This is a genomic window from Halomonas sp. PGE1, assembly GCF_013000985.1.
In the GTDB taxonomy this organism is placed as follows: domain Bacteria; phylum Pseudomonadota; class Gammaproteobacteria; order Pseudomonadales; family Halomonadaceae; genus Halomonas; species Halomonas alkalicola.
In genome coordinates this window covers 1473551-1495323 of the sequence record NZ_CP053032.1, presented here as the reverse complement: position 1 = coordinate 1495323, position 21773 = coordinate 1473551, and the positions used below count along the sequence as shown (strand labels likewise).

Annotated in this window: 19 protein-coding genes and 1 pseudogene; 12 read left to right on the top strand and 8 right to left on the bottom strand. The window is 69.3% G+C overall.

Annotated elements, in window-relative coordinates; translation table 11 throughout:
- Positions 1–9: 9 nt before the first annotated feature.
- The 4 genes from HIR79_RS07040 to HIR79_RS07025 form a co-directional block, all read right to left on the bottom strand.
- Positions 10–765 carry an enoyl-CoA hydratase-related protein gene (locus tag HIR79_RS07040; protein ID WP_169957790.1) on the bottom strand — a complete coding sequence of 252 codons (756 nt, stop codon included), beginning with the start codon at positions 763–765 and terminating at the stop codon, positions 10–12.
- A 73-nt stretch (positions 766–838) separates the two neighbouring features.
- Positions 839–2251 (bottom strand): efflux transporter outer membrane subunit, encoded by a 1413-nt coding sequence (locus tag HIR79_RS07035; protein WP_169957789.1) that lies wholly within the window; start codon positions 2249–2251, stop codon positions 839–841.
- A complete protein-coding gene (locus HIR79_RS07030) occupies positions 2244–5387 on the bottom strand; it encodes an efflux RND transporter permease subunit (protein ID WP_169957788.1) in 3144 nt (1047 codons plus the stop codon). Before HIR79_RS07030 ends, HIR79_RS07035 begins: the two co-directional genes overlap by 8 nt.
- Positions 5387–6622, bottom strand: a complete 1236-nt coding sequence (locus tag HIR79_RS07025) for an efflux RND transporter periplasmic adaptor subunit (RefSeq protein WP_169957787.1) — start codon at positions 6620–6622, stop codon at positions 5387–5389. Before HIR79_RS07025 ends, HIR79_RS07030 begins: the two co-directional genes overlap by 1 nt.
- A gap of 387 nt (positions 6623–7009) precedes the next feature.
- On the opposite strand from HIR79_RS07025, the gene HIR79_RS07020 reads away from it, so the two are divergent.
- Positions 7010–7924 (top strand): alpha/beta fold hydrolase, encoded by a 915-nt coding sequence (locus tag HIR79_RS07020; protein WP_169957786.1) that lies wholly within the window; start codon positions 7010–7012, stop codon positions 7922–7924.
- A gap of 8 nt (positions 7925–7932) precedes the next feature.
- Here HIR79_RS07020 and HIR79_RS18790 read toward each other — a convergent pair.
- Positions 7933–9848: pseudogene (locus tag HIR79_RS18790) on the bottom strand (sigma-54 interaction domain-containing protein).
- 293 nt (positions 9849–10141) lie between these two features.
- On the opposite strand from HIR79_RS18790, the gene HIR79_RS07010 reads away from it, so the two are divergent.
- Genes HIR79_RS07010 through cynS form a run of 4 tightly spaced genes read left to right on the top strand, consistent with a single transcriptional unit; the run spans position 10142 to position 13897 of the window.
- On the top strand, positions 10142–11584 hold the full coding sequence (locus HIR79_RS07010) for a CmpA/NrtA family ABC transporter substrate-binding protein (RefSeq protein WP_169957785.1): 1443 nt from the start codon (positions 10142–10144) through the stop codon (positions 11582–11584).
- Between the two features lie 3 nt (positions 11585–11587).
- The gene (gene ntrB / locus HIR79_RS07005) at positions 11588–12448 is read left to right on the top strand and encodes a nitrate ABC transporter permease (RefSeq protein WP_110068279.1); all 861 of its coding nucleotides are present in this window, start codon (positions 11588–11590) and stop codon (positions 12446–12448) included.
- Between the two features lie 32 nt (positions 12449–12480).
- A complete protein-coding gene (locus HIR79_RS07000) occupies positions 12481–13464 on the top strand; it encodes an ABC transporter ATP-binding protein (protein ID WP_169957784.1) in 984 nt (327 codons plus the stop codon).
- Positions 13457–13897, top strand: a complete 441-nt coding sequence (gene cynS, locus HIR79_RS06995) for a cyanase (RefSeq protein WP_169957783.1) — start codon at positions 13457–13459, stop codon at positions 13895–13897. The genes HIR79_RS07000 and cynS overlap by 8 nt, the downstream gene beginning before the upstream one ends.
- A gap of 173 nt (positions 13898–14070) precedes the next feature.
- On the opposite strand, the gene HIR79_RS06990 is transcribed toward cynS, so the two are convergent.
- Positions 14071–14583 carry a fasciclin domain-containing protein gene (locus HIR79_RS06990; protein WP_205527610.1) on the bottom strand — a complete coding sequence of 171 codons (513 nt, stop codon included), beginning with the start codon at positions 14581–14583 and terminating at the stop codon, positions 14071–14073.
- A 249-nt stretch (positions 14584–14832) separates the two neighbouring features.
- Here HIR79_RS06990 and HIR79_RS06985 point away from each other — a divergent pair, with 249 nt between their 5' ends.
- Complete coding sequence (locus HIR79_RS06985) at positions 14833–15147, top strand: YqfO family protein (protein ID WP_169957782.1); 315 nt, start codon at positions 14833–14835, stop codon at positions 15145–15147.
- A gap of 51 nt (positions 15148–15198) precedes the next feature.
- On the opposite strand, the gene HIR79_RS06980 is transcribed toward HIR79_RS06985, so the two are convergent.
- The gene (locus HIR79_RS06980; protein ID WP_169957781.1) at positions 15199–15756 is read right to left on the bottom strand and encodes an NUDIX hydrolase; all 558 of its coding nucleotides are present in this window, start codon (positions 15754–15756) and stop codon (positions 15199–15201) included.
- Positions 15757–15834: 78 nt separating this feature from the next.
- Here HIR79_RS06980 and HIR79_RS06975 point away from each other — a divergent pair, with 78 nt between their 5' ends.
- From HIR79_RS06975 to HIR79_RS18630, 6 genes are all read left to right on the top strand, one after another.
- Positions 15835–16470, top strand: a complete 636-nt coding sequence (locus tag HIR79_RS06975; RefSeq protein ID WP_169957780.1) for a CoA pyrophosphatase — start codon at positions 15835–15837, stop codon at positions 16468–16470.
- 26 nt (positions 16471–16496) lie between these two features.
- Positions 16497–17162 carry a 2OG-Fe(II) oxygenase gene (locus HIR79_RS06970; RefSeq protein ID WP_169959505.1) on the top strand — a complete coding sequence of 222 codons (666 nt, stop codon included), beginning with the start codon at positions 16497–16499 and terminating at the stop codon, positions 17160–17162.
- Positions 17162–18745, top strand: coding sequence for an ATP-binding protein (locus HIR79_RS06965; protein ID WP_110068288.1), 1584 nt, complete (start codon positions 17162–17164; stop codon positions 18743–18745). Before HIR79_RS06970 ends, HIR79_RS06965 begins: the two co-directional genes overlap by 1 nt.
- Positions 18742–19392: a response regulator transcription factor gene (locus HIR79_RS06960; RefSeq protein ID WP_169957779.1), complete on the top strand. Its 651-nt coding sequence runs from the start codon at positions 18742–18744 to the stop codon at positions 19390–19392. The genes HIR79_RS06965 and HIR79_RS06960 overlap by 4 nt, the downstream gene beginning before the upstream one ends.
- Positions 19392–19841 carry a hypothetical protein gene (locus HIR79_RS06955; protein ID WP_169957778.1) on the top strand — a complete coding sequence of 150 codons (450 nt, stop codon included), beginning with the start codon at positions 19392–19394 and terminating at the stop codon, positions 19839–19841. The genes HIR79_RS06960 and HIR79_RS06955 overlap by 1 nt, the downstream gene beginning before the upstream one ends.
- A gap of 62 nt (positions 19842–19903) precedes the next feature.
- Complete coding sequence (locus HIR79_RS18630; RefSeq protein ID WP_169957777.1) at positions 19904–20602, top strand: c-type cytochrome; 699 nt, start codon at positions 19904–19906, stop codon at positions 20600–20602.
- A 46-nt stretch (positions 20603–20648) separates the two neighbouring features.
- Here the strand turns inward: HIR79_RS18630 and HIR79_RS06945 are convergent, their stop codons facing one another.
- The gene (locus HIR79_RS06945) at positions 20649–21620 is read right to left on the bottom strand and encodes a L,D-transpeptidase family protein (RefSeq protein ID WP_249322319.1); all 972 of its coding nucleotides are present in this window, start codon (positions 21618–21620) and stop codon (positions 20649–20651) included.
- Positions 21621–21773: the final 153 nt, after the last annotated feature.

Below are 21773 nucleotides of genomic sequence, written 5' to 3'. Positions count from 1 at the left end.
CAGGTCAGGTCACGGATGGCGTCTTCTGGCGTAGAAGGCATCGATGGCCCCCTGGGCCTCGGGCGTGCGACAGCGCGCCAGCAGCATCTGCTCCTCGCGATCCAGCGCCGCCTTGACCGCCTCGGCCTGCCCCTCGCGCATCAGCGCCTTGGTGGCCAGCACGGCCTCGCCGGGCTTGGCCAGCAGCCGGGCGGCGCAGTCGAAGGCCTGCTCCAGCGCTCGGCCATCCGGCGCGGTATCGGTCAGAAGGCCGATCTCCCGGGCCTCGCCGGCGGAGAAGGCCTGTCCCAGCAGCAGCATCTGTGCCGCCGCCTTGTGGCCCGCCAGCTGCGGCAGCAGCCAGGTGGTGGCCCCCAGCGGGCTCAGCGCGAAGCGGGTGAAGGGCAGCTGGAAGCGGGTCGAGAGCCCCGCATAGGCGAAGTCGCAGTGCAGCAGCATCGAGACCCCAAGCCCCATGGCGATCCCCTCCGCCGCCGCGATGGCCGGCTTGGGAAAGGCGTGCAGGCGGCGCAGGAAGGTGATCGCCGTGACGCTGTCGGCCTCGGCCAGGGCCTTGTAGTTGGCCAGGTCGTTGCCCGCCGTGAAGCAGTTCTCGGTGCCGGTGAGGATCAGCACCCTGACGCTGTCGTCCGCCTCGGCCGCGGCAAGCCCCTCGATCAGCTGGGTGTAGCTGGCCTCGTCGAGGATGTTGCGCCGCTCCGGGCAGCTGATCTTCAGCACCATGATGCCGTCGTCGCGCCGGGTAGCGGTGATTCGGGTCGCCATGAGATGTCTCCCTTGAGTTGGTGGGGGCCGGCCGGTTCCGGGCCGGCCCTCGTTCCCTGAGCCTTGCGGCGCCTCAGCCGTCGAGCTGCCAGCCGCCGCCCAGCGCCTTGAACAGCGTGGCGGTGGCGGTCAGGCGATCACGCATCGCCTCGGAGAGCGCGAGCTCCGCGGCCAGCAGGGCGCGCTGGGCATCGAGCAGCTCGATGAAGCCCACGAAGCCCTCCCGGTAGCGCACCTCGGCCAGCTCCAGGGTGCGCTCGAAGGCGGTCACCTGGCGGCGAATCGCCTCGACGCGCTCGCCGCTCGCCTCGTAGGTGACCAAGGCGTTGCGCACCTCGTTGAAGGCCTGGGCCACGGTGGCGCGGTACTGTACCTCGGCCTGCTCGGCCAGGGCCTCGGCGGTCTCGATACGAGAGGCGCTGCGCCCGAAGTCGAACAGCGGCCCCATCACCGTGGCGGAGAGCCCCCAGGTGCCGGCCGCCGAGGTGAAGAGGTCCCCAGCGTCCCCGGCGGCGCTGCCCAGCAGACCGCCCAGGTTGAAGCGCGGCAGGCGGCTCGCCTCGGCCACTCCGATGCCGGCATTGGCGGCAATCAACCCCGCCTCCGCCGAGCGGATATCGGGGCGCCGTGCCAGCAGCTCCGAGGGCAGCACCGACGGCACTCCGTCGGGCAGGGAGATCGCCTCCAGGTCGGTGTCGCCGTAGTCCAGTTCGGCCATCAGCTCGGCGGGACTCATGCCCACCAACAGCGCCAGGGCGCCCTCCAGCATGCGCACCCGCTCACGCTGGCCTGGCAGTTGAGCCAGGGTCGACTCCAACTCCGACTGCGCCTGGCGCAGGGCCAACTCGTCGCTCTCGCCCACGTCGAAGCGCAGCTGCTCCAGGCGGAAGGTCTCTTCGCGAGACGCCGCCGTGGCCTCGGTGATGCGCAGCTGACGCTGGGCGCTACGCAGGTCGAAATAGGTGGCCACCACGTCGGCGATCACGTTGAGGCGCACCGCGTCGTGGGCGAACAGGCTCTGCTCGAGGAGCGCCTCGGAGGCCTCCCGCTCCCGGGCCAGCCGGCCCCAGAGGTCAAGCTCGTAGTCGAGCACGCCCGCCAGGGAAAAGAGGTTGTCGGTGCTGCTCTGCCCCAGCGGCGAAGCCGCCCCTGGCGTGCGTTCCCGGGCCGCCTCGGCCTGGGCACTCACCGAGGGCAGTTGCTCGGCGCGGGCCAACCCCAGCCGTGCGCGGGCCTCCTGGATCCGCGCCAGCTGCAGACGCAGCTCCAGGTTGTCGTCCACCGCCCGGGCCACCAGGGCATCCAGGTGCGGGTCCTCGAACTGGCGCCACCACTGCTGCCAGTCGGCGCGCGCCTCGGCGGAGAGCAGCACGTGCTCGGGCCACTGCTCGGGCAGGTCCAGCGCGGGGGCCCGGTAGCCGGGCCCCACGGCACAGCCGGCCAGCAGGGCGGTGGAGAGCAGCAGGACAGGCAGTGCCTTACGCATGGGGAGTCTCCTTCTCCAGGCGGCCGACCTTGCGCTCGCGGCGCCAGGTCACCAGGTCCTCCAGCAGCTTGTAGGCCAGCGGCACGAAGATCAGCGCCAGCGAGCTCGCCATCAGCATGCCCCCCACCACCACGGTCCCGATCTCCTGGCGGCTGTTAGCCCCGGCGCCGGTCGCGAACACCAGCGGCAGGGTGCCGATGATGAAGGTCAGCGCCGTCATCAGGATGGCCCGGAAACGCTGCTGGGCCGCGGCCAGGGCCGCCTCGGTGGAACTGTGCCCCTCGCGGCGGTTCTGGGCGGCGAACTCCACGATCAGGATGGCGTTCTTGGCCGCCAGGCCGATCAGCACCAGCAGGCCCACCTGGAAGTAGATGTCGTTGGGAAAACCGCGCAGCATGGCCGCCAGCGCCGCCCCCAGCACACCGAAGGGCACCGCCGTGGCCACCGCCAAGGGCAGCGTCCAGCGCTCGTACTGGGCCGCCAGGATAAGGAACACCATCAGCAGCCCCAGGCCGAAGGCCAGGCCGCCGGCACCGGCGGCCGCGTCGAGCTGATAGGCCTCGCCGGTCCAGCCCAGCTGGACATCGCCGCTCTGCAGCACCTCGGCGGCCACCTCCTCCATGGCTGTCTTGGCCTGCCCGGTGGTATAGCCAGGCGCCGCATCGGCCAGGAACTTGGCGGCCGAATAGACGTTGTAGCGGTTGAGGATGTCCGCCCCGGCCTCCCGGGTCAGGGTCACCAGGGAGCTCAGCGGAATCATCTCGCCACCCTGGGAACGCACGAAGACCTTATTGAGATCCTCGGGCTGGCTGCGGAACTCGCCCTCCGACTGCAGGTTCACCTGCCAGTTGCGCCCGGCCAGGGTGAAGTCGTTCACGTACATGGAGCCGAAGGTGCTCTGCATGCTGGCAAAGACCTCGTTGATCGGCACGTCCATGGCGCGGGCCTTCTCGCGGTCCACTTCGGCCCGATAGCGCGGGATGGAGGTGTCCAGGGTGGTGCGGGCGTTGGTCAGCTCCGGGCGCGCATTGGCCGCGGCCGCCAGCCGGCCGGCCAGCTCGGCGATCTCCTCGGTGGTGGCATCGCCGCGCACCTGCACATAGCCCTCTACCCCGCCGGTCAGCGACAGCCCCATGATCGGCGGCGGCGTGAAGGCGATCACGAAGGCCTCGGGAATGCCGCCTCCCATGCCCATGATCCGGCCAGTCAGCGACTGGGCATCCTGGCCGGGGCCTTCGCGCTCGCTCCAGTCGGCCAGGTTGGCGAAGCCCACGCCGACATTGCTGCGCAGGGCGCCGGCAATGATGTCGAAGCCGGCGAAGGAGGTGAACTCATCCACCTCGTCCATCTCCAGCAGCATCGCCGAGACCTGGTCGCGCACCGCCTCGGTACGCGGCAGCGCCGATACCTGCGGCAGCTGGTACATCACCAGCGCCACGCCCTGGTCCTCCTGGGGCACCAGCCCCGGCGGCAGGCGCGACATGGTGAACAGCGTGGCGGCGAGGACGCCGGCAAACAGCACCACGCCGACCAGCGCATGGCGCAGCAGCTTGCCGACCAGCCAGGTAAAGCCGCGGGTGAGGCGATCGAAGCCGGCGTTGAACCACTGGAACGGCTTGGCCACCTTGTGCGACTGGCTGTCGAGCAGCAGCGCGCACATGGCCGGCGTCAGGGTCAGGGCCACCACGCCGGAGACCACCACGGAGACGGCGATGGTCACCGCGAACTGTCGGTAGAGCTCGCCGGTCAGGCCGCCCAGGAAGGTCACCGGGGCGAACACCGCCACCAGCACCAGGGTCGAGGCCACCACGGCCCCGGCCACCTGCTTCATGGTCTCGATGGAGGCCTCGCGGGCCTTCATGCCCTGTTCCTTGATCAGGCGGTCGACGTTTTCCAGCACGATGATGGCGTTGTCCACCACGATGCCGATGGCCAGAACCAGCCCGAACAGCGTGAGCAGGTTGACCGAGAAGCCGAAGGCGAGCATGCCGGCGAAGGTACCGACCAACGAGACCGGAATCGCCGCCACCGGGATCAGGGTGGCGCGCCAGTGCTGGAGGAACATGAAGGTCACCACCACCACCAGCGCCACGGCGATCAGCAGGGTGATGAACACCTCTCGAATGGAGATCTCGACGAACTCGGTGGTGTCGTACGGCACCGTATAGGTCAGGCCTTCCGGGAAGCGTGACGCCATCTCGTCCAGCGCCTCGTGGACGGCGGTAGCGGTCTCCAGGGCATTGGCCCCCGGCTGCAGGTAGACCCCCATGGGCACGGCGTTCTGGCCGTTATAGGTGGCCGAGAAGGCATAGTTCTGCGCGCCCAGTTCGGCGCGGGCCACGTCGCCCAGGCGCAGGGTGCTGCCATCCTGCTCGGCGCGCAGGATGATGGCCTCGAACTCCTCGGCCTCGGAGAGCTGGCCGCGGGTGGTCACCGAGAAGGTGAAGGCCTGGCCCTGGGGCGAAGGCTCGGCGCCCAGGCTGCCGGCGGCGAACTGGGCGTTCTGCTCGCGAATCGCCGCGGCCACGTCGTTGGGCGTCAGGTCGAACTGGGCCAGCTTGTCGGGGCTGAGCCAGATGCGCATGGAGTAGTCCTGGGCGCCGAACAGCGAGGCATCACCCACTCCGGGGATCCGGACCAGCTCGTCGAGCACGTTGAGCAGCGCATAGTTGGACATGAACAGCACGTCGCGGCTGCCGTCCGGCGAGAACAGCACCGGCACCATCAGGATGTTGTTGGAACGCGCCTCGACCCTGACCCCCAGGGTCTGCACCTGCTGGGGCAGCCTGGAAAGCGCTGCCTGCACACGGTTGTTGACGTTGATCGCCGCCTGGTCGGGGTCGGTGCCCATGGCAAAGGAGATGGTGATCTGCAGGCTGCCGGCATCGGTCGAGGTCGACTCCATGTAGAGCATGTTGTCGACACCGTTGATCTCCTGCTCCAGCGGTGCGGCCACCGCCTCGGCGATCACCGTGGAGCTGGCGCCGGGATACGCGGCCTGGACCACCACCTGGGGCGGCACCACGTCGGGGTACTGCTCCACCGGCAGGGCCCGCAGCGCCGCCAGGCCGACCAGCATGATGATGATGGAGATGACCGAGGCAAAGATCGGCCGATCGATGAAGAACCTGAGCATCACGCCTCCTCGTCGTCGACGTCGGCGGCGTCGAGCGACACCTCGGCGGCCGTCTCGTCGCCCTCGACCTCCTCGGCCGACTCGGCCTCGCGAGCCTGCACCGGCATGCCATCCTGCAGCATCACCAGGCCGCTGACGATGATGCGATCACCCGCTTCGAGGCCGCTCAGCACCACCTGGCGATTGTCGACGATGGGCCCCAGCGCCACATCGCGGGCATGCGCCCGGTCCTCGGCGACCACGAAGATACGCGGGCCGCCGGGGCCCTGGCCCACCGCCTCCTGGGGTACCAGGAAGACGTCGTCGAGCTCCTGCACCAGCACGCGCACGCGCACGAACTGCCCTGGCACCACCAGCCCCTCCGGATTGGGGAAGACGGCGCGCGCCGAAACGCTGCCGGTGCGCGGGTCGATGGTGCTGTCGGTGAAGTCGATCAGGCCGCGCTCGGCGTACTCGCTGCCGTCGGGCAGGGTCAGCCACGCCTCCCGCGGCGCCTCGGTCTGGGCATCGCTCATCGCGCGGCGCGCGGCGCGCTGCAGCGCGGCATCGCGCTCGGGCAGCGAGAAGCGCACATGGATCGGGTCCTGCTGGGTCACGCTGGTCAGCAGCGTGCCGCGCTCGATCAGGCTGCCTTCGGGGAAGCTCTCGAGGCCGGTCAGGCCATCCAGGGGCGCCTGCACTTCGGTGTAGCTGAGGTTGAGCTCGGCGTTGGCCACGCCGGTCTCGGCCAGCGCATGGCGCGCCTCCGCCAGCTCCCGAGCGGAGAGCGCACTGTCGCGCTCGCGCTCGCTGACGGCGCTCTGGTTGAACAGGGTCGAGATGCGCCGCCACTCGCGATTGGCCTGGTTCAGCTCGGCCTGGGCATTGGCGCGCTCGGCCTCGGCGCGCTTGAGGGCGATCTCGTAGGGCTCGCGGTCGATACGAAACAGCGCGTCGCCCTCGCTGACCATCTGGCCCTCGGTGTAGAGGCGCTCCTCGAGGATGCCGTCGACCCGGGCACGCACCTGCACCTCCCGGGAACCCCGGGCGCGGGCCGCATACTCCTCGATCACCTCCACGCTGCGCGGCTCGACGCCGACCACCACCACCGGAGGGGGAGGACGCTCGCCGCCACCGCCGCCGGGCGCTCCGGCCTGATCGTTGTCCTGACCGCAGGCAGACAGCCCGACGGCCATCAGGCCCGCCAGGGCCAGGATTCTCAGGGGCCTGTGCCCCTTCTGGGGTGCCAATCGCATGGAAGTCTCCACTCTGGGTGATCTCGTCAGGGGCCCGCCAGCAGGGGGAAAACGCCGGCGCGCGGGTCGAAAACAGGCAGGGATTATAGCTACATCCTTGTATGTATACTAGCGACTTTTCTCCCGCCCCCCTCCTTCCGGACAGAAAAAAACCGCCCGGGGCGGGGCGGTAAAGCAGGGTTGGTACAGACGGACTTGAAACAAGGAACAGTTCATTTCAAGCCGAGGGCTGAGGTTCCCTCGTGAAAATATTAGACAACAAATCGACACGAATCAATATTCGTACAATTTTTATCGCCTCGACCCGGGCCCGGCTCGCCGCTAAGCTGCCGCGAGGGTGGCTTGGCAAGCCACGCAGACCATCGTGACAAACAGGAGAGCAAGGCCATGGATGCGCTGGAACTGGTGAGGGTCGAACAGCTGGAGGTCGCGGTGCGCATCTGGCACCCCGAGGTCCCCCGGACGGTCGTGGCCTGGCACGGCCTGGCCCGCCACGGCGGCGATTTCGAGGACTTCGCCCGGGCGCTGGGCCCCGGCTGGCGCGTCATCGCCCCCGACACGCCGGGGCGTGGCCTGTCGGGCTGGCCGCTCTTCCCCGCCCACGACTACCTCTATGCGCGCTACACGGCCCTGGCCATCGCCCTGCTCGACCACTTCGAGCTCGACAGCGTGCCCTGGGTGGGTACCTCCATGGGCGGGCTGATCGGCATGCTGCTCGCGGCGGACCCCGAGACGGCCCCGCGCCTCGAACGGCTGGTGCTCAACGACGTCGGCCCGGAGCTGGACCTCCAGGGCCTCGCCGACCTGGGCCGCTACTTCGCCGCCCCCCATCGCTTCACCCGCTTCGGCGACCTGGAGGCCGAGCTGCGTCGCCACTATGCCGGCTTCGGCATCGACACTGACGACGCCTGGCGGCGGCTGGCCCTGGGCAGCGCACGCCGGCTGCCAGACGGCAGCTGGACCTACCACTACGATCCCCGCATCGGCGAGCAATTCATCCACGACACTCCCCGCGATACCTGGGCCGACTGGCGCGCGATTCGCTGTCCGCTGATGGTGGTGCGCGGCGCCGACTCCCCGCTGCTGCGCCGGGACAGCGTGGCGAAGATGGCCGAGGCCCAGCCGGGCCTGGTCACGCTGGAGGTGCCCGGCTGCGGCCACGCCCCCATGCTCGACCGGGCGAGCCAGGTCGACCCCATCGCGGGCTTCCTCGAGCGGCCGAGAGAGACCCTGATGCCGGCACCGCCGTCGCCTCCCTCCACGGCCTGGTGGAAACGGCTGCTCGCGCGGCTCAGGGGTTAACAAGACCGTCATGACGCCTTGAAGTCCCGGGGTGCGATCCCCCACGCCTTGAGGCGCGAGCGCAGGGTGGTCGGCTTGATCCCCAGCCGCTCGGCGGCCCCGCCCTCCCCCGACACCTTGCCACCGCTGGCACGCAGCGCCGCCAGGGCGTTCTCGCGCTGCCGGCGTGACAGCTCGTGCTCGGTCAAGAGTCCCGGCTCGGTGGGCTCCCGGGGCGGCGGAAAGGGCTCGCCGGGCGATGCCACCCCCTCGTCGCCGGCCGCCGGGATCAGGTCATCGAAGGCCAGCTGGCGCCCCTGGGCCACGATCACCTGGCGTTCGATCACGTTCTCCAGCTCGCGGATATTGCCAGGCCACGGGTAGCGCTTGAGCACCTCGAGCTGGGCCGGCGGTATCCTCACCCCCGGCCGGTTGAACTTCTGGCAGGCGCGCAGCAGGAAGTGTCGCGCCAGCAGGGGCACGTCCTCGATGCGCTGGCGCAGCGGCACCGAGGCGATCGGGAAGACATTGAGGCGGAAGTAGAGGTCCTCGCGAAACTCGCCCGCCTCGACCATCTCGCGCAGGTCGCGGTTGGTGGCGGCGATCACCCGCACGTCCACCTGGCGCGTACGGTTGTCGCCCACCCGCTCGAACTGCTGCTCCTGCAGCACCCGCAGTAGCTTGCCCTGCAGCTCGAGGGGGATCTCGCCCACCTCGTCGAGGAACAGGGTACCGCCATCGGCCAGCTCGAAGCGCCCCGGCCGGTCGTTGACCGCCCCGGTGAAGGCCCCCTTCACGTGGCCGAAGAACTCGCTCTCGAAGAGGTCGCGGGGAATGGCGGCGCAGTTGACCCGGATCAGCGGCCGCCCCCCCGGACACCCCCGGCGTGGATGGCCCGGGCGATCAGCTCCTTGCCGGTGCCCGACTCGCCGCTGATCAGCACGTTGGCATCGGTCGGCGCCACCAGCGCGATCTGGCGCACGAGGTGGGCCACGGCCTGGCTCTCGCCGACGATCTCGCGGTGGTTGATCTCCGCCGTGATCTCTTCCTGAAGGTACTGGTTCTCGAGTTCCAGGCGCTGCTTCAGTGACTCCACCTCGGCCAGGGCGTCGCGCAGCTGCTGCTCGGCGCGCTTGCGCTCGGAGATGTCGCGGAAGAGCACCACGGCTCCCACCAGGCGCCCCATCTCGAAGATCGGCGTGCTGGTGTACTCCACCGGCACCGCCTCGCCGTTCTTGTGCCAGAACACCTCGTCATCGACCCGATGCACCTGGCCGTCGCTGAAGGAGGCATGGATCGGGCACTGCTGCACCGGAAAGTGGCTGCCGTCGGCGTGGGTGTGGTGGAACAGCAGGTGAGCGTCGTGGCCCACCATGTCCTCGTTGCTCCAGCCCAGGATTCGCTCGGCGGCGGGGTTGGCGAAGGTGGTGCGCCCCTCGGCATCGAGGCCGTAGATGCCCTCCCCCGCGGCGCCGAGGATCAGCTGGTTCTGGCGTTCGATGCGCTCGAACACCTGCTCGACCCGCTCCCAGCCCACCTGCCCGCGCCGATGCTGTCGCCTCAGGTCGGCCCGGGCGCGGCGCTGCTCGGCCTTCTGGCGATCGACCAGGGTCAATAACAGCCGCCCCCCCGCCAGCGCCTGGGCCTGCACCTCCACATGGCGCGGCTGGCGCTTGAGATCGAGGACCACCAAGTCGTCGGACCAGGCGGGGGAGCGGTTCAGGGCCTCGTCGGTGAAGCTGACCCACAGCGGCAGCGAGGCCCCCAGGCGATGGCTGAAGGGGTGTGCGCCGAGCGCCTCGGTGTCGCCACCCAGCAGCTGGCAGGCCGCGGCATTGGCGCCGAGCAGGCGGTCGGCCACGGGGTCGATAAGCAGCAGCGCCTGGGGCGCCCGGGCGAAGGCCTCCTGGACGAGGGAGGGCGGGGAGAGATCGGGCTGGGACATGGCGACGGCCTCGCAGCGATGGGTATCCCTGCCATACAAGGCCCGCGCCAATGACGAGAAATCGCCAATCTTTCAACGAGATCTCGTCATTGACGAGATCTCGTCACCGTCAGGAAGCGCCCTCGCCAGTCAGCCATTTATTTCCAAGCGTTTGAAAATTCGACGGGTATCTCAGGAATCTCGCAAGATGGCACGGGCCTCGCAGTATTCAGGGTGAACGGCCAGCGAGCAGCATTTCTGCACCAGGCTGGCGCATGACAGGCCTTCCCCTGCACTAGCGAAGCGAGACGACCATGAACAACGACCACAACAGTCTGGGTAACCCCTTCGATCACCGGCAATCCCTGGTCCATGGACGCAACTGTGGCTGCAAGACCTGCGCGGATGCGCACTCCCCTGCTTCTTCCTCTCCCTCGACGCCTCCCTCGGCCAGTCGCCGCGCCGACGAGGCCCCCGCTGCCACCGGGGCGCCGCGCGACAGCGAGGAGATGATGGACCGGGTGGTGGAGAGCGCCCTGGTGCGCGGCATCTTCGGCCACAGCGACATGCACCGCCGCCAGTTCATGAAACTGGTGGGGGGCGGCACCGTGGCCGCGGCCCTGGCCACCCTGTTCCCGATGGACGCCATCAAGGCGGCCGTCAAGGAGGACCTCGGCCCGCTGGAGAAGACCCGCCTGGACGTGGGCTTCATCCCCATCACCTGCGCCACGCCGATCATCATGGCCCACCCCATGGGCTTCTACGAGCGCTACGGCCTCGACGTCAACGTGATCAAGACCGCCGGCTGGGCGCTGATCCGCGACAACTCGCTCAACGACAACTACGACGCCGCCCACATGCTCTCGCCGATGCCGCTGGCCATGAGCCTGGGGGCGGGCTCCAGCCGTCGCGCCTTCATCACCCCGGCCATCGAGAACATCAACGGCCAGGCGATCGTGCTGCACAACGACCACCAGGACAAGCGCGACCCGGCGCAGTGGAAGGGCTTCACCTTCGGCGTGCCCTTCGAATACTCGATGCACAACTTCCTGCTGCGCTACTACGTCGCCGAACACGGCCTCGACCCCGACCAGGACATCCAGATCCGCGTCATTCCGCCGCCCGAGATGGTCGCCAACCTGCGCGCCGGCAACATCGACGGTTTCCTCTCGCCGGACCCCTTCAACCAGCGGGCGGTGTTCGAGCGCATCGGTTTCATCCACCTGCTGACCAAGGAGATCTGGGACGGCCACCCCTGCTGCGCCTTCGCCACCAGCGCCACCTTCGCCCGGGAAAACCCCAACACCTACGGCGCTCTGCTGCGGGCCATCATCGATGCCACCCAGTACTCCTCCGACCCCGCCAACCGCTCGGAGATCGCCGAGGCCATCGCCCCCACCAACTACCTCAACCAGCCAGTCACGGTGATCGAGCAGGTGCTCACCGGGCGCTTCGCCGACGGCCTGGGCAACGTGCAGAACGTGCCCGACCGCATCGATTTCGACCCCTTCCCCTGGCACTCCATGGCGGTGTGGATCCTCACCCAGATGAAGCGCTGGGGCTACATCGATGGCGACGTGGACTACCAGCGGGTCGCCCGCGACGTCTTCCTGGCCACCGAGGCCGCCGAGGTGATGCGCGAGCTCGGCTACGACGCCCCGGAGGAGACCTCGCGGCATTACCAGATCATGGGCAAGACCTTCGACTACACCAATCCCGAAGCCTATCTGCAGAGCTTCGACATCCGCAGGAGCTGAACCATGGACCGCACGACCACCGAGTGGAAGTTCAGTCTCAATTTTCGCGCCGGCCTGCTCGCCGCGGTGATCCTGGCGCTGCTTCTCGGCCTCTGGGAGGGGCTCAACCGCGCCCCGATCCTCGGCGGCGCCGGCGCCGAACTCAGCGAATACGAGCTGTTGATGGGTGGCGCCGACGAGACCGCCCGGGTACCGCCCCCCTCGCAGATCATCGAGCGCGGCTGGCAGGAGCTGTCGAACCCCTTCTACGATGCGGGCCCTAACGACAAGGGCATCGGTATCCAGCTCGGCTACTCGCTGTTCCGGGTGCTCACCGGCTACTTCGCCGCGGCCCTGGTGGCGATTCCCATCGGCTTTCTGATCGGCATGTCGCCGCTCGCCTACAAGGCGCTCAACCCCTTCATCCAGGTGCTGCGACCCATCTCGCCGCTGGCCTGGATGCCGCTGGCGCTGTTCATCATCCGCGATGCCCAGGCCTCGGCGATCTTCGTGATCTTCATCTGCTCGATCTGGCCGATGCTGCTCAACACCGCCTTCGGCGTGGCCGGCGTGAGGCAGGACTGGGTCAACGTGGCCCGCACCCACGAGCTGTCGCCGATGAAGACCGCCTTCCAGGTGATCCTGCCCGCCGCGGCCCCGACCATCCTCACCGGCATGCGCATCTCCATCGGCATCGCCTGGCTGGTCATCGTCGCCGCCGAGATGCTCGTGGGCGGCACCGGCATCGGCTACTACGTGTGGAACGAGTGGAACAACCTCGACCTGACCAGCGTGATCTTCTCGATCCTGCTTATCGGCGTGGTCGGCATGCTGCTCGACCTGGCCCTCGGCGCCGTCGCCAGGCTGGTCGCCTACCAGGAATGACCGACCCCACGCATCCCCCACAGGAGAGAACCATGAGTCATGCCTTTGTGGAAGTTCAGCAAGCCGCCAAGCGCTTTCCCGGCGCCAAGGGGGGCGAGGGCCTGACGGTCTTCGAGAACGTCAGCTTCAGCCTCGAGAAGGGCGAGTTCGTCTGCATTATCGGCCACTCCGGCTGCGGCAAGTCCACCATCATGAACGCCCTGGCCGGGCTGGATCAGTTCAGCGATGGCGCCATGGTGATGGAGGGCAAGGAGATCAACGGCCCGGGCCTCGAGCGCGGCGTGGTGTTCCAGAACTACAGCCTGCTGCCGTGGCTCACCACCCTGGAGAACGTTCGCTTCGGGGTCCGCGCCCGCTGGAAGGAGTGGGACGAGTCTCAGGTCACCGAGCACAGCCTCAGGTACCTGGAGATGGTGGGGCTGAAGGGGGTCGAGGATCGCAAGCCCGCCCAGCTCTCCGGGGGCATGCGCCAGCGGGTCAGCATCGCCCGAGCGTTTGCCACCAAGCCGGAGCTGCTGCTGCTCGACGAGCCCTTCGGCGCCCTGGACGCCCTGACCCGCGGCGTCATCCAGGACGAGCTGATCAAGATCTGGAGCCAGGACCGCCAGACGGTGTTCATGATCACCCACGACGTCGACGAGGCGATCCTGCTGGCCGACCGCATCTTCCTGATGACCAACGGCCCCCAGGCGCGCATCGCCGAGGCGGTGGAGATCGACCTGCCGCGGCCACGCGCCCGGGCCGAGATCGTCAAGCACCCGCACTTCTACACCATCCGCAACTACCTGGTCGATTTTCTGGTGAACCGCTCGGGCGAGCTGCGCACCGCCGACCTCGACCGCCGCGGCCTCACCTACCCGCGCGCGGTCAACCCGGTCACCGAGCCGACCGCCGAGGCCACCGGGTCAGATACCCAGGGTGATACCCAGAGCGATACCGATAGCGCGGATGCTGAGTCCGCTTCCTCCAACCAGAAACTGGTCAAGTTCACTCCCAAGGAGACTCACCATGGATAAGCTCGAGATGCGCCACACCCTGCTCGCCGCCAAGGCCCGCAAGAAGCTGAGCTGGGACGACATCGCCACCGCCGTGAACATGTCGCCCGTCTGGGTGGCCTCCGCCTGCTACGGCATGAACAGCGCGAGCCACGAGGTGGCCCACAAGCTCTGCGACGTGCTGGAGGTCGATACCGAGGTCGCCGAGGCGCTCACCGACTTCCCCACCAAGGCCTGGGACGAGGCGATCCCCCAGGACCCCTTCATCTACCGCCTCTACGAGGTCGTGGGCGTCTACGGCGAGACCCTCAAGGACGTGGTCCAGGAGCGGTTCGGCGACGGCATCATGAGCGCCATCGACTTCACCATGGAGGTCGACAAGATCGAGGACCCCAAGGGGGACCGCGTGCTGCTGACCCTCAACGGCAAGTTCCTGCCCTACAAGGCCTGGTAAGACGCATCTGACCCACCACAGCGCCTCGGCCCATCGGCCGGGGCGTTGTCATGCCAGCAGGCGACCAAGAAGACCTCTCCGGGGGCCGGAGTCACCGGCCGGAAACACGCTACAAAAAAGCCGCCCCGAGGGGCGGCAAGAGCAAGGGACTGGAGGAAGCGCGGAAAGGGGGGTCACTCGGGCAGCAGTACCGCGTCGATCACGTGGATGACGCCATTGCTGGCCTCGATGTCGGCCTGGATCACGTTGGCCTCGTTGATCATCACGCTGCCGTCCATGGTGGTGATGGTGATCTCCTGGCCCTGAACGGTCTCGGCGCTCTCGAGGCCCATGGCGTCCTCGGCCATCACTTTGCCGGCCACCACATGGTAGGTGAGGATCGCCTGCAGGGTCTCCTGGTTCTCGGGCAGCAGCAGCTCCTCCAGGGTGCCCTCGGGCAGGGCGGCAAAGGCTTCGTCGGTGGGCGCGAAGACGGTGAAGGGACCCTCGCCCTTCAGGGTGTCGACCAGGCCCGCTGCCTCGACGGCGGCCACCAGGGTCTCGAACTGCCCGGCCGCGGCCGCGGTATCGACGATGTCCGGATGGTCGTGGCCGCCACCGTGGCTACCTGCCTGCACGGCGCCGGCCATCATCAGGCCGGCCACGCCGACGCCCATCCAACGGGTTGCTGCCTTGAAGCTCGTCATTGGTGTGACTCCTTGAGGGATTGCCCAGCGGGCAGTTCGTCAGTGATCGGTGTCTGACAGGGGACCCGAACCGCAGGAACATTCCTGTACATGACGAACTATTTGTACACCTACTGAACAAGAAGTTCACCGCGTCACGCTATTTTTTCGTCACTCCCTCACCGTCGGGCTGACGCGGCGCCCTGGCTGTGGCACAAGGGGGCGCAGGGGATGCCCCCGACCCGATACCGACCAACAGGGAGAACCGCGATGTACAAGCTGGCCTTCTTCGTGCCCGTGGCGGATGCCGAGGCAGTCAAGGAAGCCGTGTTCGCCACCGGCGCGGGGCGCATCGGCGACTACGAGGCGTGCTGTTTCCAGACGCCGGGCACCGGGCAGTTCCGCCCGCTGGCCGGCGCCAACCCGCATATCGGCCGCGTCGGCGAGCTGGAGCGCGTCGAGGAGCTCAAGGTGGAGCTGGTGTGCGAGGACGACCGCATCCAGGCCGCCGTGGCCGCGCTCAGGCTGGCCCACCCCTACGAGGAGCCGGCCTATGACGTATGGCGGCTGGAGACCTTCGACTGACGCTCAGGCGGAACCAGCGTCAGGCAGAACCAATGTCAGGCAGAGCCACCGTCAGGCTGAGCCAAAGTAGCGCTCGCGATCCTCGGGGGTGATGTCGCTGACGTGCAGCGGAAACCGCTGATCGCGGCGGTCGGCGTAGAAGTGGCGCAGGGTGCGTTCGATGGTGGGAAAGGCGAGCTCCTCCCAGGGGATCTCGTGCTCCTCGAACAGCGCCACCTCCAGGCTCTCGGGGCCGGGGCCGAAGCCGCCGGTGAGATCGGCCCGGAAGATCATGTAGACCTGGTTGATGTGGGGCAGATTGATCAGGGTGTAGAGCCCGTGGATATCGACCTCGGCGCAGGCCTCCTCACGGGTCTCCCGGGCGGCCGCCTCCACGGTGGTCTCGGCGTTCTCCATGTAGCCCGCCGGCAGGGTCCAGTACCCCTTGCGCGGGGCGATGGCGCGGCGGCACAGCAGCACCCGGGTGCCGCTCACCGGCAGGGTGCCGGCCACGATGCGCGGGTTCTGGTAGTGGACGGTGCCGCACTCGTCGCACAGGTGGCGGGGGCGGTCATCCCCCTCGGGAATCGCGAAGCGCACGGTGTGGCCGCAGTGGCTGCAGAAGTTCATGGGGCTCCCGGGCAGGCTGGCGGGCTTGACGCCGCTCTCGAGGGACGGGTAGAAGGAATCAAACCCGATGGAAACCCCATGTTAGAGAATCTTCGCGAACGCCTGCAAGCGCACCGCCCCCGGCGGTCACTGCTGCAGCTGCCGGAGGCGGCGGTGCTGATGCCCATCGTCGACCGCCCCGAGCCGACCCTGCTGCTCACCCGCCGCGCCGCCCACCTCAACACCCACAGTGGCCAGGTGGCCTTCCCCGGCGGCAAGCGCGAGGCGGGCGACCCTGACCTGCTGACCACCGCCCTTCGGGAGTCCCATGAGGAGATCGCCCTGCCCCCCTACCGGGTGGAGCTGCTCGGCAGGCTGTCGGACGTGGTCTCGCTGCACGGCCTGCGCGTCACTCCCTACGTGGGGCTCATTCCACCGGACCTGCCCCTGATCCCCGACCCCACGGAGCTCGACGCCATCTTCGAGGTGCCCCTCGCCCACTTCCTGGAGGATCGCCGCCACCATACCGACGTCATCCCCATGGACGGCCGGCCCCTCTATGTGCCCAACTACCACGTAGACGGCCAGGTGATCTGGGGGCTCTCGGCGATGATGCTGGTGGAGCTGCTGGCCGAGGGGTTCGGCTGCCCGGTGAGCCTGGACAGGAAGCCCCCCGGCCGGCTCTGCTACTTTCCCGACCGCCTGCTGCGCATCCAGCAGCAGGCGAGCCGCTGACCCGTTCGACCCAGGAGACCACGACACTGAGCCTGCCCTCCGCCCTGCCCCCCGCGCTGGCCCCCGAGGCCCTGCCCCGCCTGATCGATGCCTTGGTGGAACAGGGCTGGTACCTGGGCGAGGGGGTGCTGGACGCCGACCTGTGCGCGGAGCTTCACGCCGAACTCACCGCCCTGGCCGAACGCGACGCCCTGGAGGCCGCCGGCATCGGCCGCGGCCAGGAGCTTCAGCTGCGTCGCGATATCCGCGGCGACGCCATCCACTGGCTCGACCGCGAGAGCCTCGCCCAGCGCCGCTATCTGGAGGCCATGGGCGAGGTGCAGCAGGCGCTGAACCGGGCACTGTTCCTGGGGCTCTTCGAGTACGAGGCCCACTTCGCCCACTACCCGCCCGGCGCCTTCTACCGCCGGCACCTGGACAGCTTCCGCGGCCGCGCCAACCGGGTGGTCTCCACCGTGGGCTACCTCAACCCCGACTGGCCCGAGGACGGCGGCGGCGAGATGGTGCTCTACGCCCCCGACGAGCCCGAGCGCGAGGTGGCCCGGGTGCGGCCCAGCGCCGGCACCTTCGCCTGCTTCCTCGCCGAGAGCGTGCCCCACGAGGTGCTGCCGACCCGCCTGCCGCGGGCCAGCATCGCCGGCTGGTTCCGGCGCAACGCCTCCCTGGGCGGCCGGGTGGACCCGGCGCGCTGATGACGGGGCAAAACGAAAGGACCGAAGGGCTGGCGGCGCGCTGCGCCGAGCTGGAGGCAGAGAACCGGCGGCTCAGGGACCAGCTGCAGCCGCTCCAGGACGAGCGCGACCACTACCAGTGGCTGGCCGAGAGCACCACCGACCTGATCAGCCGGCACGCCCGGGACGGCACCTTCCTCTACGCCTCCCGCGCCGCCCGGGACCTGCTCGGCTATGAGCCCGAGGAGCTGATCGGCGTCTCCGCCTACGACCTCTTCCACCCAGCGGACCTGGCCGACCTGCTCAACAAGTCGCCGCGGGTCTACTACCACAAGGGGTTCTACCAGCAGACCTACCGCTTCCGCGCCAAGGACGGCCGCTACGTCTGGTTCGAGACCACCAGCCGCACCCGCCGCGACCCCGCCACCGGCGAGCTGCTCGACATCCTCAGCGTCTCCCGCGACGTGGGCCGGCGCCTGCGCGCCGAGGCCAACCGCGAACGCCTCGCCCGGGTCGTGGAATCCACCACCGACCACGTGCTGTTCATGGATGAGCACGAGCGGCTCTTCTACGCCAACGAGGCCGCCCGGCGCCTGCTGCGCCTGCCTCGGGAGGGCGGCGAGGCCCGCCTGGCGGACGCCTACGGCGAAGAGTCGCTGGCCGAACTGCGCGATATCGTGCTCCCCGCGGTGGCCCGCTATGGCTCCTGGAGCGGCGAGCTGGCCATGCGCGGCCCCGACGGGCCGGTGCCGGTGCTCAGCGTGGTGATGGCCCATCGGGGCCTGGGCAGCGAGCCGGGCCACGTGTCGCTGCTCAACCGCGATATCGGGCTGCGCAAGGCCGCCGAGACCCAGGCCCGCCGCCACCAGGAGCAGATCGCCCACGCCAACCGCCTGGCCACCACCGGCGAGCTCGCCTCCAACATCGCCCACGAGCTCAACCAGCCCCTGGGGGCCATCGCCAACTACGCCAGCGGCGCCCTGCTCAAGCTCGACGCCGACCCCGACCTGCCGGCCGAGGCGCTGCGCCTGCCGCTCTCCCGGATCAGCGACCAGGTGACCCGCCTGGCCGAGCGCCTGCGGCATATCCGCGCCTTCGTGCGCAAGGGGCAGACCCGGCCGCGGCCGGCTGTCCTGCTGGAGGTGGTGGACGCCGCCTGCCGGCTCTGCGAGTGGCAGTTCCAGCAGGCCGGCATCGCGCTGGAGCACCACCTGCCCGAGACCCTGCCGCGGGTCATCGTCGACCCGGTGGCCCTGGAGCAGGTGCTGGTCAACCTGCTGCTCAACGCCCTGGAGGCGAGCCGCGACCACCCCGGCGCCGAACGGGTCAGTCTGCGCGCCCGCCAGAGCGGTCGCCGTGAGGTCACCCTCACGGTCAGCGACCAGGGGCCCGGAGTGCCGGCCAGCGACGCCGAGCGCATCTTCGCGCCCTTCCACTCCGGGCGACCGGAGGGGCTCGGCATGGGGCTCGCTATCAGCCACTCGCTGATGGAGGCGATGGGGGGCGACCTGCGCCTCCTGCCCGCCAACGGTTCCGGCGGCGCCACCTTTGCCGCTACACTGCTGGCCGAACCCGCTCCCCTGGCTGCCGCGAGACACCCGTGACCGACACACCCGACGCCTGCATCGCCGTCGTCGACGACGACCAGGACCTGCGCGAGTCGCTGGCCTGGCTGCTCGACTCCGTGGGCCTGGCCAGCCGCGCCTTCGCCGACGGCGAGGCCTTCCTGGCCGCCGACCCTGACGCCTTCGACGTCCTACTGCTGGATGTGCGCATGCCGGGCCTCTCCGGCCTGCAGGTCCAGCAGCGCCTGAACGAGCGCGGCGACGAGCTCCCGGTGATCTTCATGACAGGCCACGGCGACGTCCCCATGGCGGTGGCGGCCCTCAAGGCCGGTGCCCTGGACTTCATCGAGAAGCCCTTCAACCACCAGCAGCTGATCGATACCGTGCAGCAGGCGCGGCAGGCCCACCAGCGGCAGCGCCGGGAGCGGGAGCGCCACGACGACCTGCAGGCGAGCTACGCGGCGCTGCGCCCCAAGGAGCGGCAGATCCTGGTGCACGTGGCGGAGGGGATGACCAGCCGCGAGGTCGCCGAGCATCTGGGGATCAGCGCCAAGACCGTGGAGGTCTACCGGCTGCGCGCCATGAAGGCGCTGGGAGCGTCGAGCCTCGCCGAGCTGGTGCGGCTCTGCGTGGCGCTGGAGCTGGTGGAGGCGCTGCCTGACCGGGGTCAAGTCGACGCCGATTGATGCCCGCCGAAGCGTCCCGGCGCCTTGCCGCTGGCGCCGAGCCGGGCGATGATCCCGGCATCACCCTGGCTCACGGTCTTCCCATGCGACGTCTCGCCCTGCTGCTTGGCTTCTGCCTGCTGCTTGCCTTCTCGGCAGGCGGGCAGCTGCTGGCCGGGCCCCCGGGGATGACCACCCAGGCTTCGCCCGACCCGTCGGCCGTCGCGACCTCCAGCCATGCGCACGCGGCCCATGCCCCCTCGGCCAGTGCACCGGCCGAACGGCTTGCCGACTGTCCGGACGAGACTCACGGCGCCGAGTGCCTGGCCGCCGGCCACTGCCTGAGCGGCACCGCCGGCCGCTTCAGCCTGGCAAACGCCCCCGCCGAGGCCGCCTGCCCGCCGCCGCCCGGGCTGCGGCACCTCCCGGCTCCCTGCGACCGCCTCGAACGCCCTCCCAGAACCGCCTGATTCCGCTGCCTTGCTCGAGCCGCCATGACGGCTCGTCCCTCACGGATATCAGGAGATTCTCCATGTCAGCCTTCGTCTCGCCCAGGCGCCCCCTGCGCCGCCTGCCCCTCGTCCTGCTTGCCGCCCTGGCCCTCGCCGGCCCCCTTCATGCCCATGACGACCACGGCGATCACGCCCATCCGCCAGCCCATGACCACGGCGATCACGCCCACTCACCGGCCCCTGCCAACGACCATGGCGACCATGCCCATGCGCCAGCCCATGACCACGGCGATCACGCCCACGCACCGGCCCCTGTCAACGACCATGGCGACCACGCCCATGCGCCGGCCCCTGCCAACGACCATGGCGACCATGCCCATGGCCACGGCGACCACGCCCATGGCGATCACGGCCGCCAGGCCCCGCAGGAGTGGCTCGAGCGGGAGAGCCCCCTGCCACTCAGCGCCGACAACCTGGCTGTCGGGCAGCAGGTGTATCAGCGCTACTGTGCCGCCTGTCATGGTGAGAGAGGACGCGGGGACGGTGTCGCCGCCGGCGTGGCCGGCTTCGTGCCGGTGCCGACCGACCTCGCCCAGCATGGCGCCGGCCACGCGGCCGGCGAATATGCCTGGCTGGTCAAGGCAGGCAACCCCGAGAGCGCCATGCCACGCTTTGCCGGCAAGCTCGGCGAGGAGGAGACCTGGGCCGTGGTGCTCTATATCCGCCACGTCCTGGCGGCCGACGCGAATGGCAGCGAGGCCGGCGGCCACCGCCACTGACGAGAACGGGCGCCCGAGGGCGCCCGTTCCGTGAGCCTGGCTCGCGTCAGTCGTCGCTGAGCGCCAGCTCCTCGAAGAGGCCGTTCAGCGCCGGCGCCTCGTCGGGCTCGGGCTCGGGGGGCGCCTGCAACGCCACCACCTGGCCGGTGGGCGCTTCGAGCAGGCCACGCAGCTGCTCGAAGTCGAAGGCAGCGCCGTTGGCATTGCCCGCGTTGAGACGGGAGATGGTGTCGATCAGGGCCGACATGCCGTGCTCCTGGGACTCCAGGGGCTCGAAGACCTGCACCAGGGCCTGGCCCTCCTGCCAGCCGACCTTGATCGGCTGGTCGATGATGTTGACCTGGGTGCCCACCGGCACGGTGTGGAACACCGACTCGATGTCCTCGGGGAACATGCGGATGCAGCCGCGGCTGGCGCGCATGCCGATGCCGTCGGGATCGTTGGTGCCGTGGATCAGGTAGCCAGGGATATCGAGCAGCACGGCATGGCGCCCCAGGGGGTTGTCGGGGCCGGGCGGCACCACGGCCGGGGCCGGCTCGCCGCGGGCGGCGGCTTCCTCGCGCATGGAGCGCGGCGGATACCAGGCCGGGTCCTGCAGCCGCATGGTGGTCTTGGTGATGCCCAGCGGGGTGTCATACCCCTCGCGGCCGATGCCGATCGGATAGCTCTCGACCCGCGGGGTCTCGCCGTTGCGCGCCTCGGGGAAGTAGTAGAGACGCAGCTCGGCGACGTTGATCACCACCCCGGTGCGCTCGGCATCGGGCAGGATGAACTTGCCGGGAATGGTCACCTCGGTGCCCTCGCCGGGAATCCAGATGCTGACGTCCGGATTGGCGCGCACGATCTCCTCGTAGCCGACGTTATGGCGGCGAGCGATGTCGATCAGGGTGTCCTCGTGGTCGTCCACGGTCACGGTGTAGACCTCGCCGATCACGTTGCCCTCCTCGGGCAGCGGGTAGTGGCCGCGGGGCCATTCGCGCTCCTCGTCGGCCTGAACGGCACCGGTCAACGCCAGCATGCCGGCCAGAAGCACGCTCATGGCCAGGGCCGACCACGTCCGGGGCTCGCCCCGCCAGCCGGGCTTGTCTCTCGATATTGCCATCTATATCACCTCGTCAAGGCATCCGCGGCCGCAAGGCCTCGGGATCATTATCGTGTCCGTAGTGTAACG

What these genes read in the sequence shown, in the direction of transcription:
- HIR79_RS06955 (WP_169957778.1), top strand. Translation starts at nt 19,392, where the DNA reads ATGCCCGCCGAAGCGTCCCGGCGCCTTGCCGCTGGCGCCGAGCCGGGC.
- HIR79_RS07035 (WP_169957789.1), bottom strand. Translation starts at nt 2,251, where the DNA reads ATGCGTAAGGCACTGCCTGTCCTGCTGCTCTCCACCGCCCTGCTGGCC.
- HIR79_RS06985 (WP_169957782.1), top strand. Translation starts at nt 14,833, where the DNA reads ATGTACAAGCTGGCCTTCTTCGTGCCCGTGGCGGATGCCGAGGCAGTC.
- HIR79_RS06975 (WP_169957780.1), top strand. Translation starts at nt 15,835, where the DNA reads ATGTTAGAGAATCTTCGCGAACGCCTGCAAGCGCACCGCCCCCGGCGG.
- HIR79_RS07025 (WP_169957787.1), bottom strand. Translation starts at nt 6,622, where the DNA reads ATGCGATTGGCACCCCAGAAGGGGCACAGGCCCCTGAGAATCCTGGCC.
- HIR79_RS18630 (WP_169957777.1), top strand. Translation starts at nt 19,904, where the DNA reads ATGTCAGCCTTCGTCTCGCCCAGGCGCCCCCTGCGCCGCCTGCCCCTC.
- HIR79_RS06945 (WP_249322319.1), bottom strand. Translation starts at nt 21,620, where the DNA reads ATGCTGGCGTTGACCGGTGCCGTTCAGGCCGACGAGGAGCGCGAATGG.
- HIR79_RS07030 (WP_169957788.1), bottom strand. Translation starts at nt 5,387, where the DNA reads ATGCTCAGGTTCTTCATCGATCGGCCGATCTTTGCCTCGGTCATCTCC.
- ntrB (WP_110068279.1), top strand. Translation starts at nt 11,588, where the DNA reads ATGGACCGCACGACCACCGAGTGGAAGTTCAGTCTCAATTTTCGCGCC.
- HIR79_RS07040 (WP_169957790.1), bottom strand. Translation starts at nt 765, where the DNA reads ATGGCGACCCGAATCACCGCTACCCGGCGCGACGACGGCATCATGGTG.
- cynS (WP_169957783.1), top strand. Translation starts at nt 13,457, where the DNA reads ATGGATAAGCTCGAGATGCGCCACACCCTGCTCGCCGCCAAGGCCCGC.
- HIR79_RS07000 (WP_169957784.1), top strand. Translation starts at nt 12,481, where the DNA reads ATGAGTCATGCCTTTGTGGAAGTTCAGCAAGCCGCCAAGCGCTTTCCC.
- HIR79_RS07020 (WP_169957786.1), top strand. Translation starts at nt 7,010, where the DNA reads ATGGATGCGCTGGAACTGGTGAGGGTCGAACAGCTGGAGGTCGCGGTG.
- HIR79_RS06965 (WP_110068288.1), top strand. Translation starts at nt 17,162, where the DNA reads ATGACGGGGCAAAACGAAAGGACCGAAGGGCTGGCGGCGCGCTGCGCC.
- HIR79_RS07010 (WP_169957785.1), top strand. Translation starts at nt 10,142, where the DNA reads ATGAACAACGACCACAACAGTCTGGGTAACCCCTTCGATCACCGGCAA.
- HIR79_RS06980 (WP_169957781.1), bottom strand. Translation starts at nt 15,756, where the DNA reads ATGAACTTCTGCAGCCACTGCGGCCACACCGTGCGCTTCGCGATTCCC.
- HIR79_RS06990 (WP_205527610.1), bottom strand. Translation starts at nt 14,583, where the DNA reads ATGACGAGCTTCAAGGCAGCAACCCGTTGGATGGGCGTCGGCGTGGCC.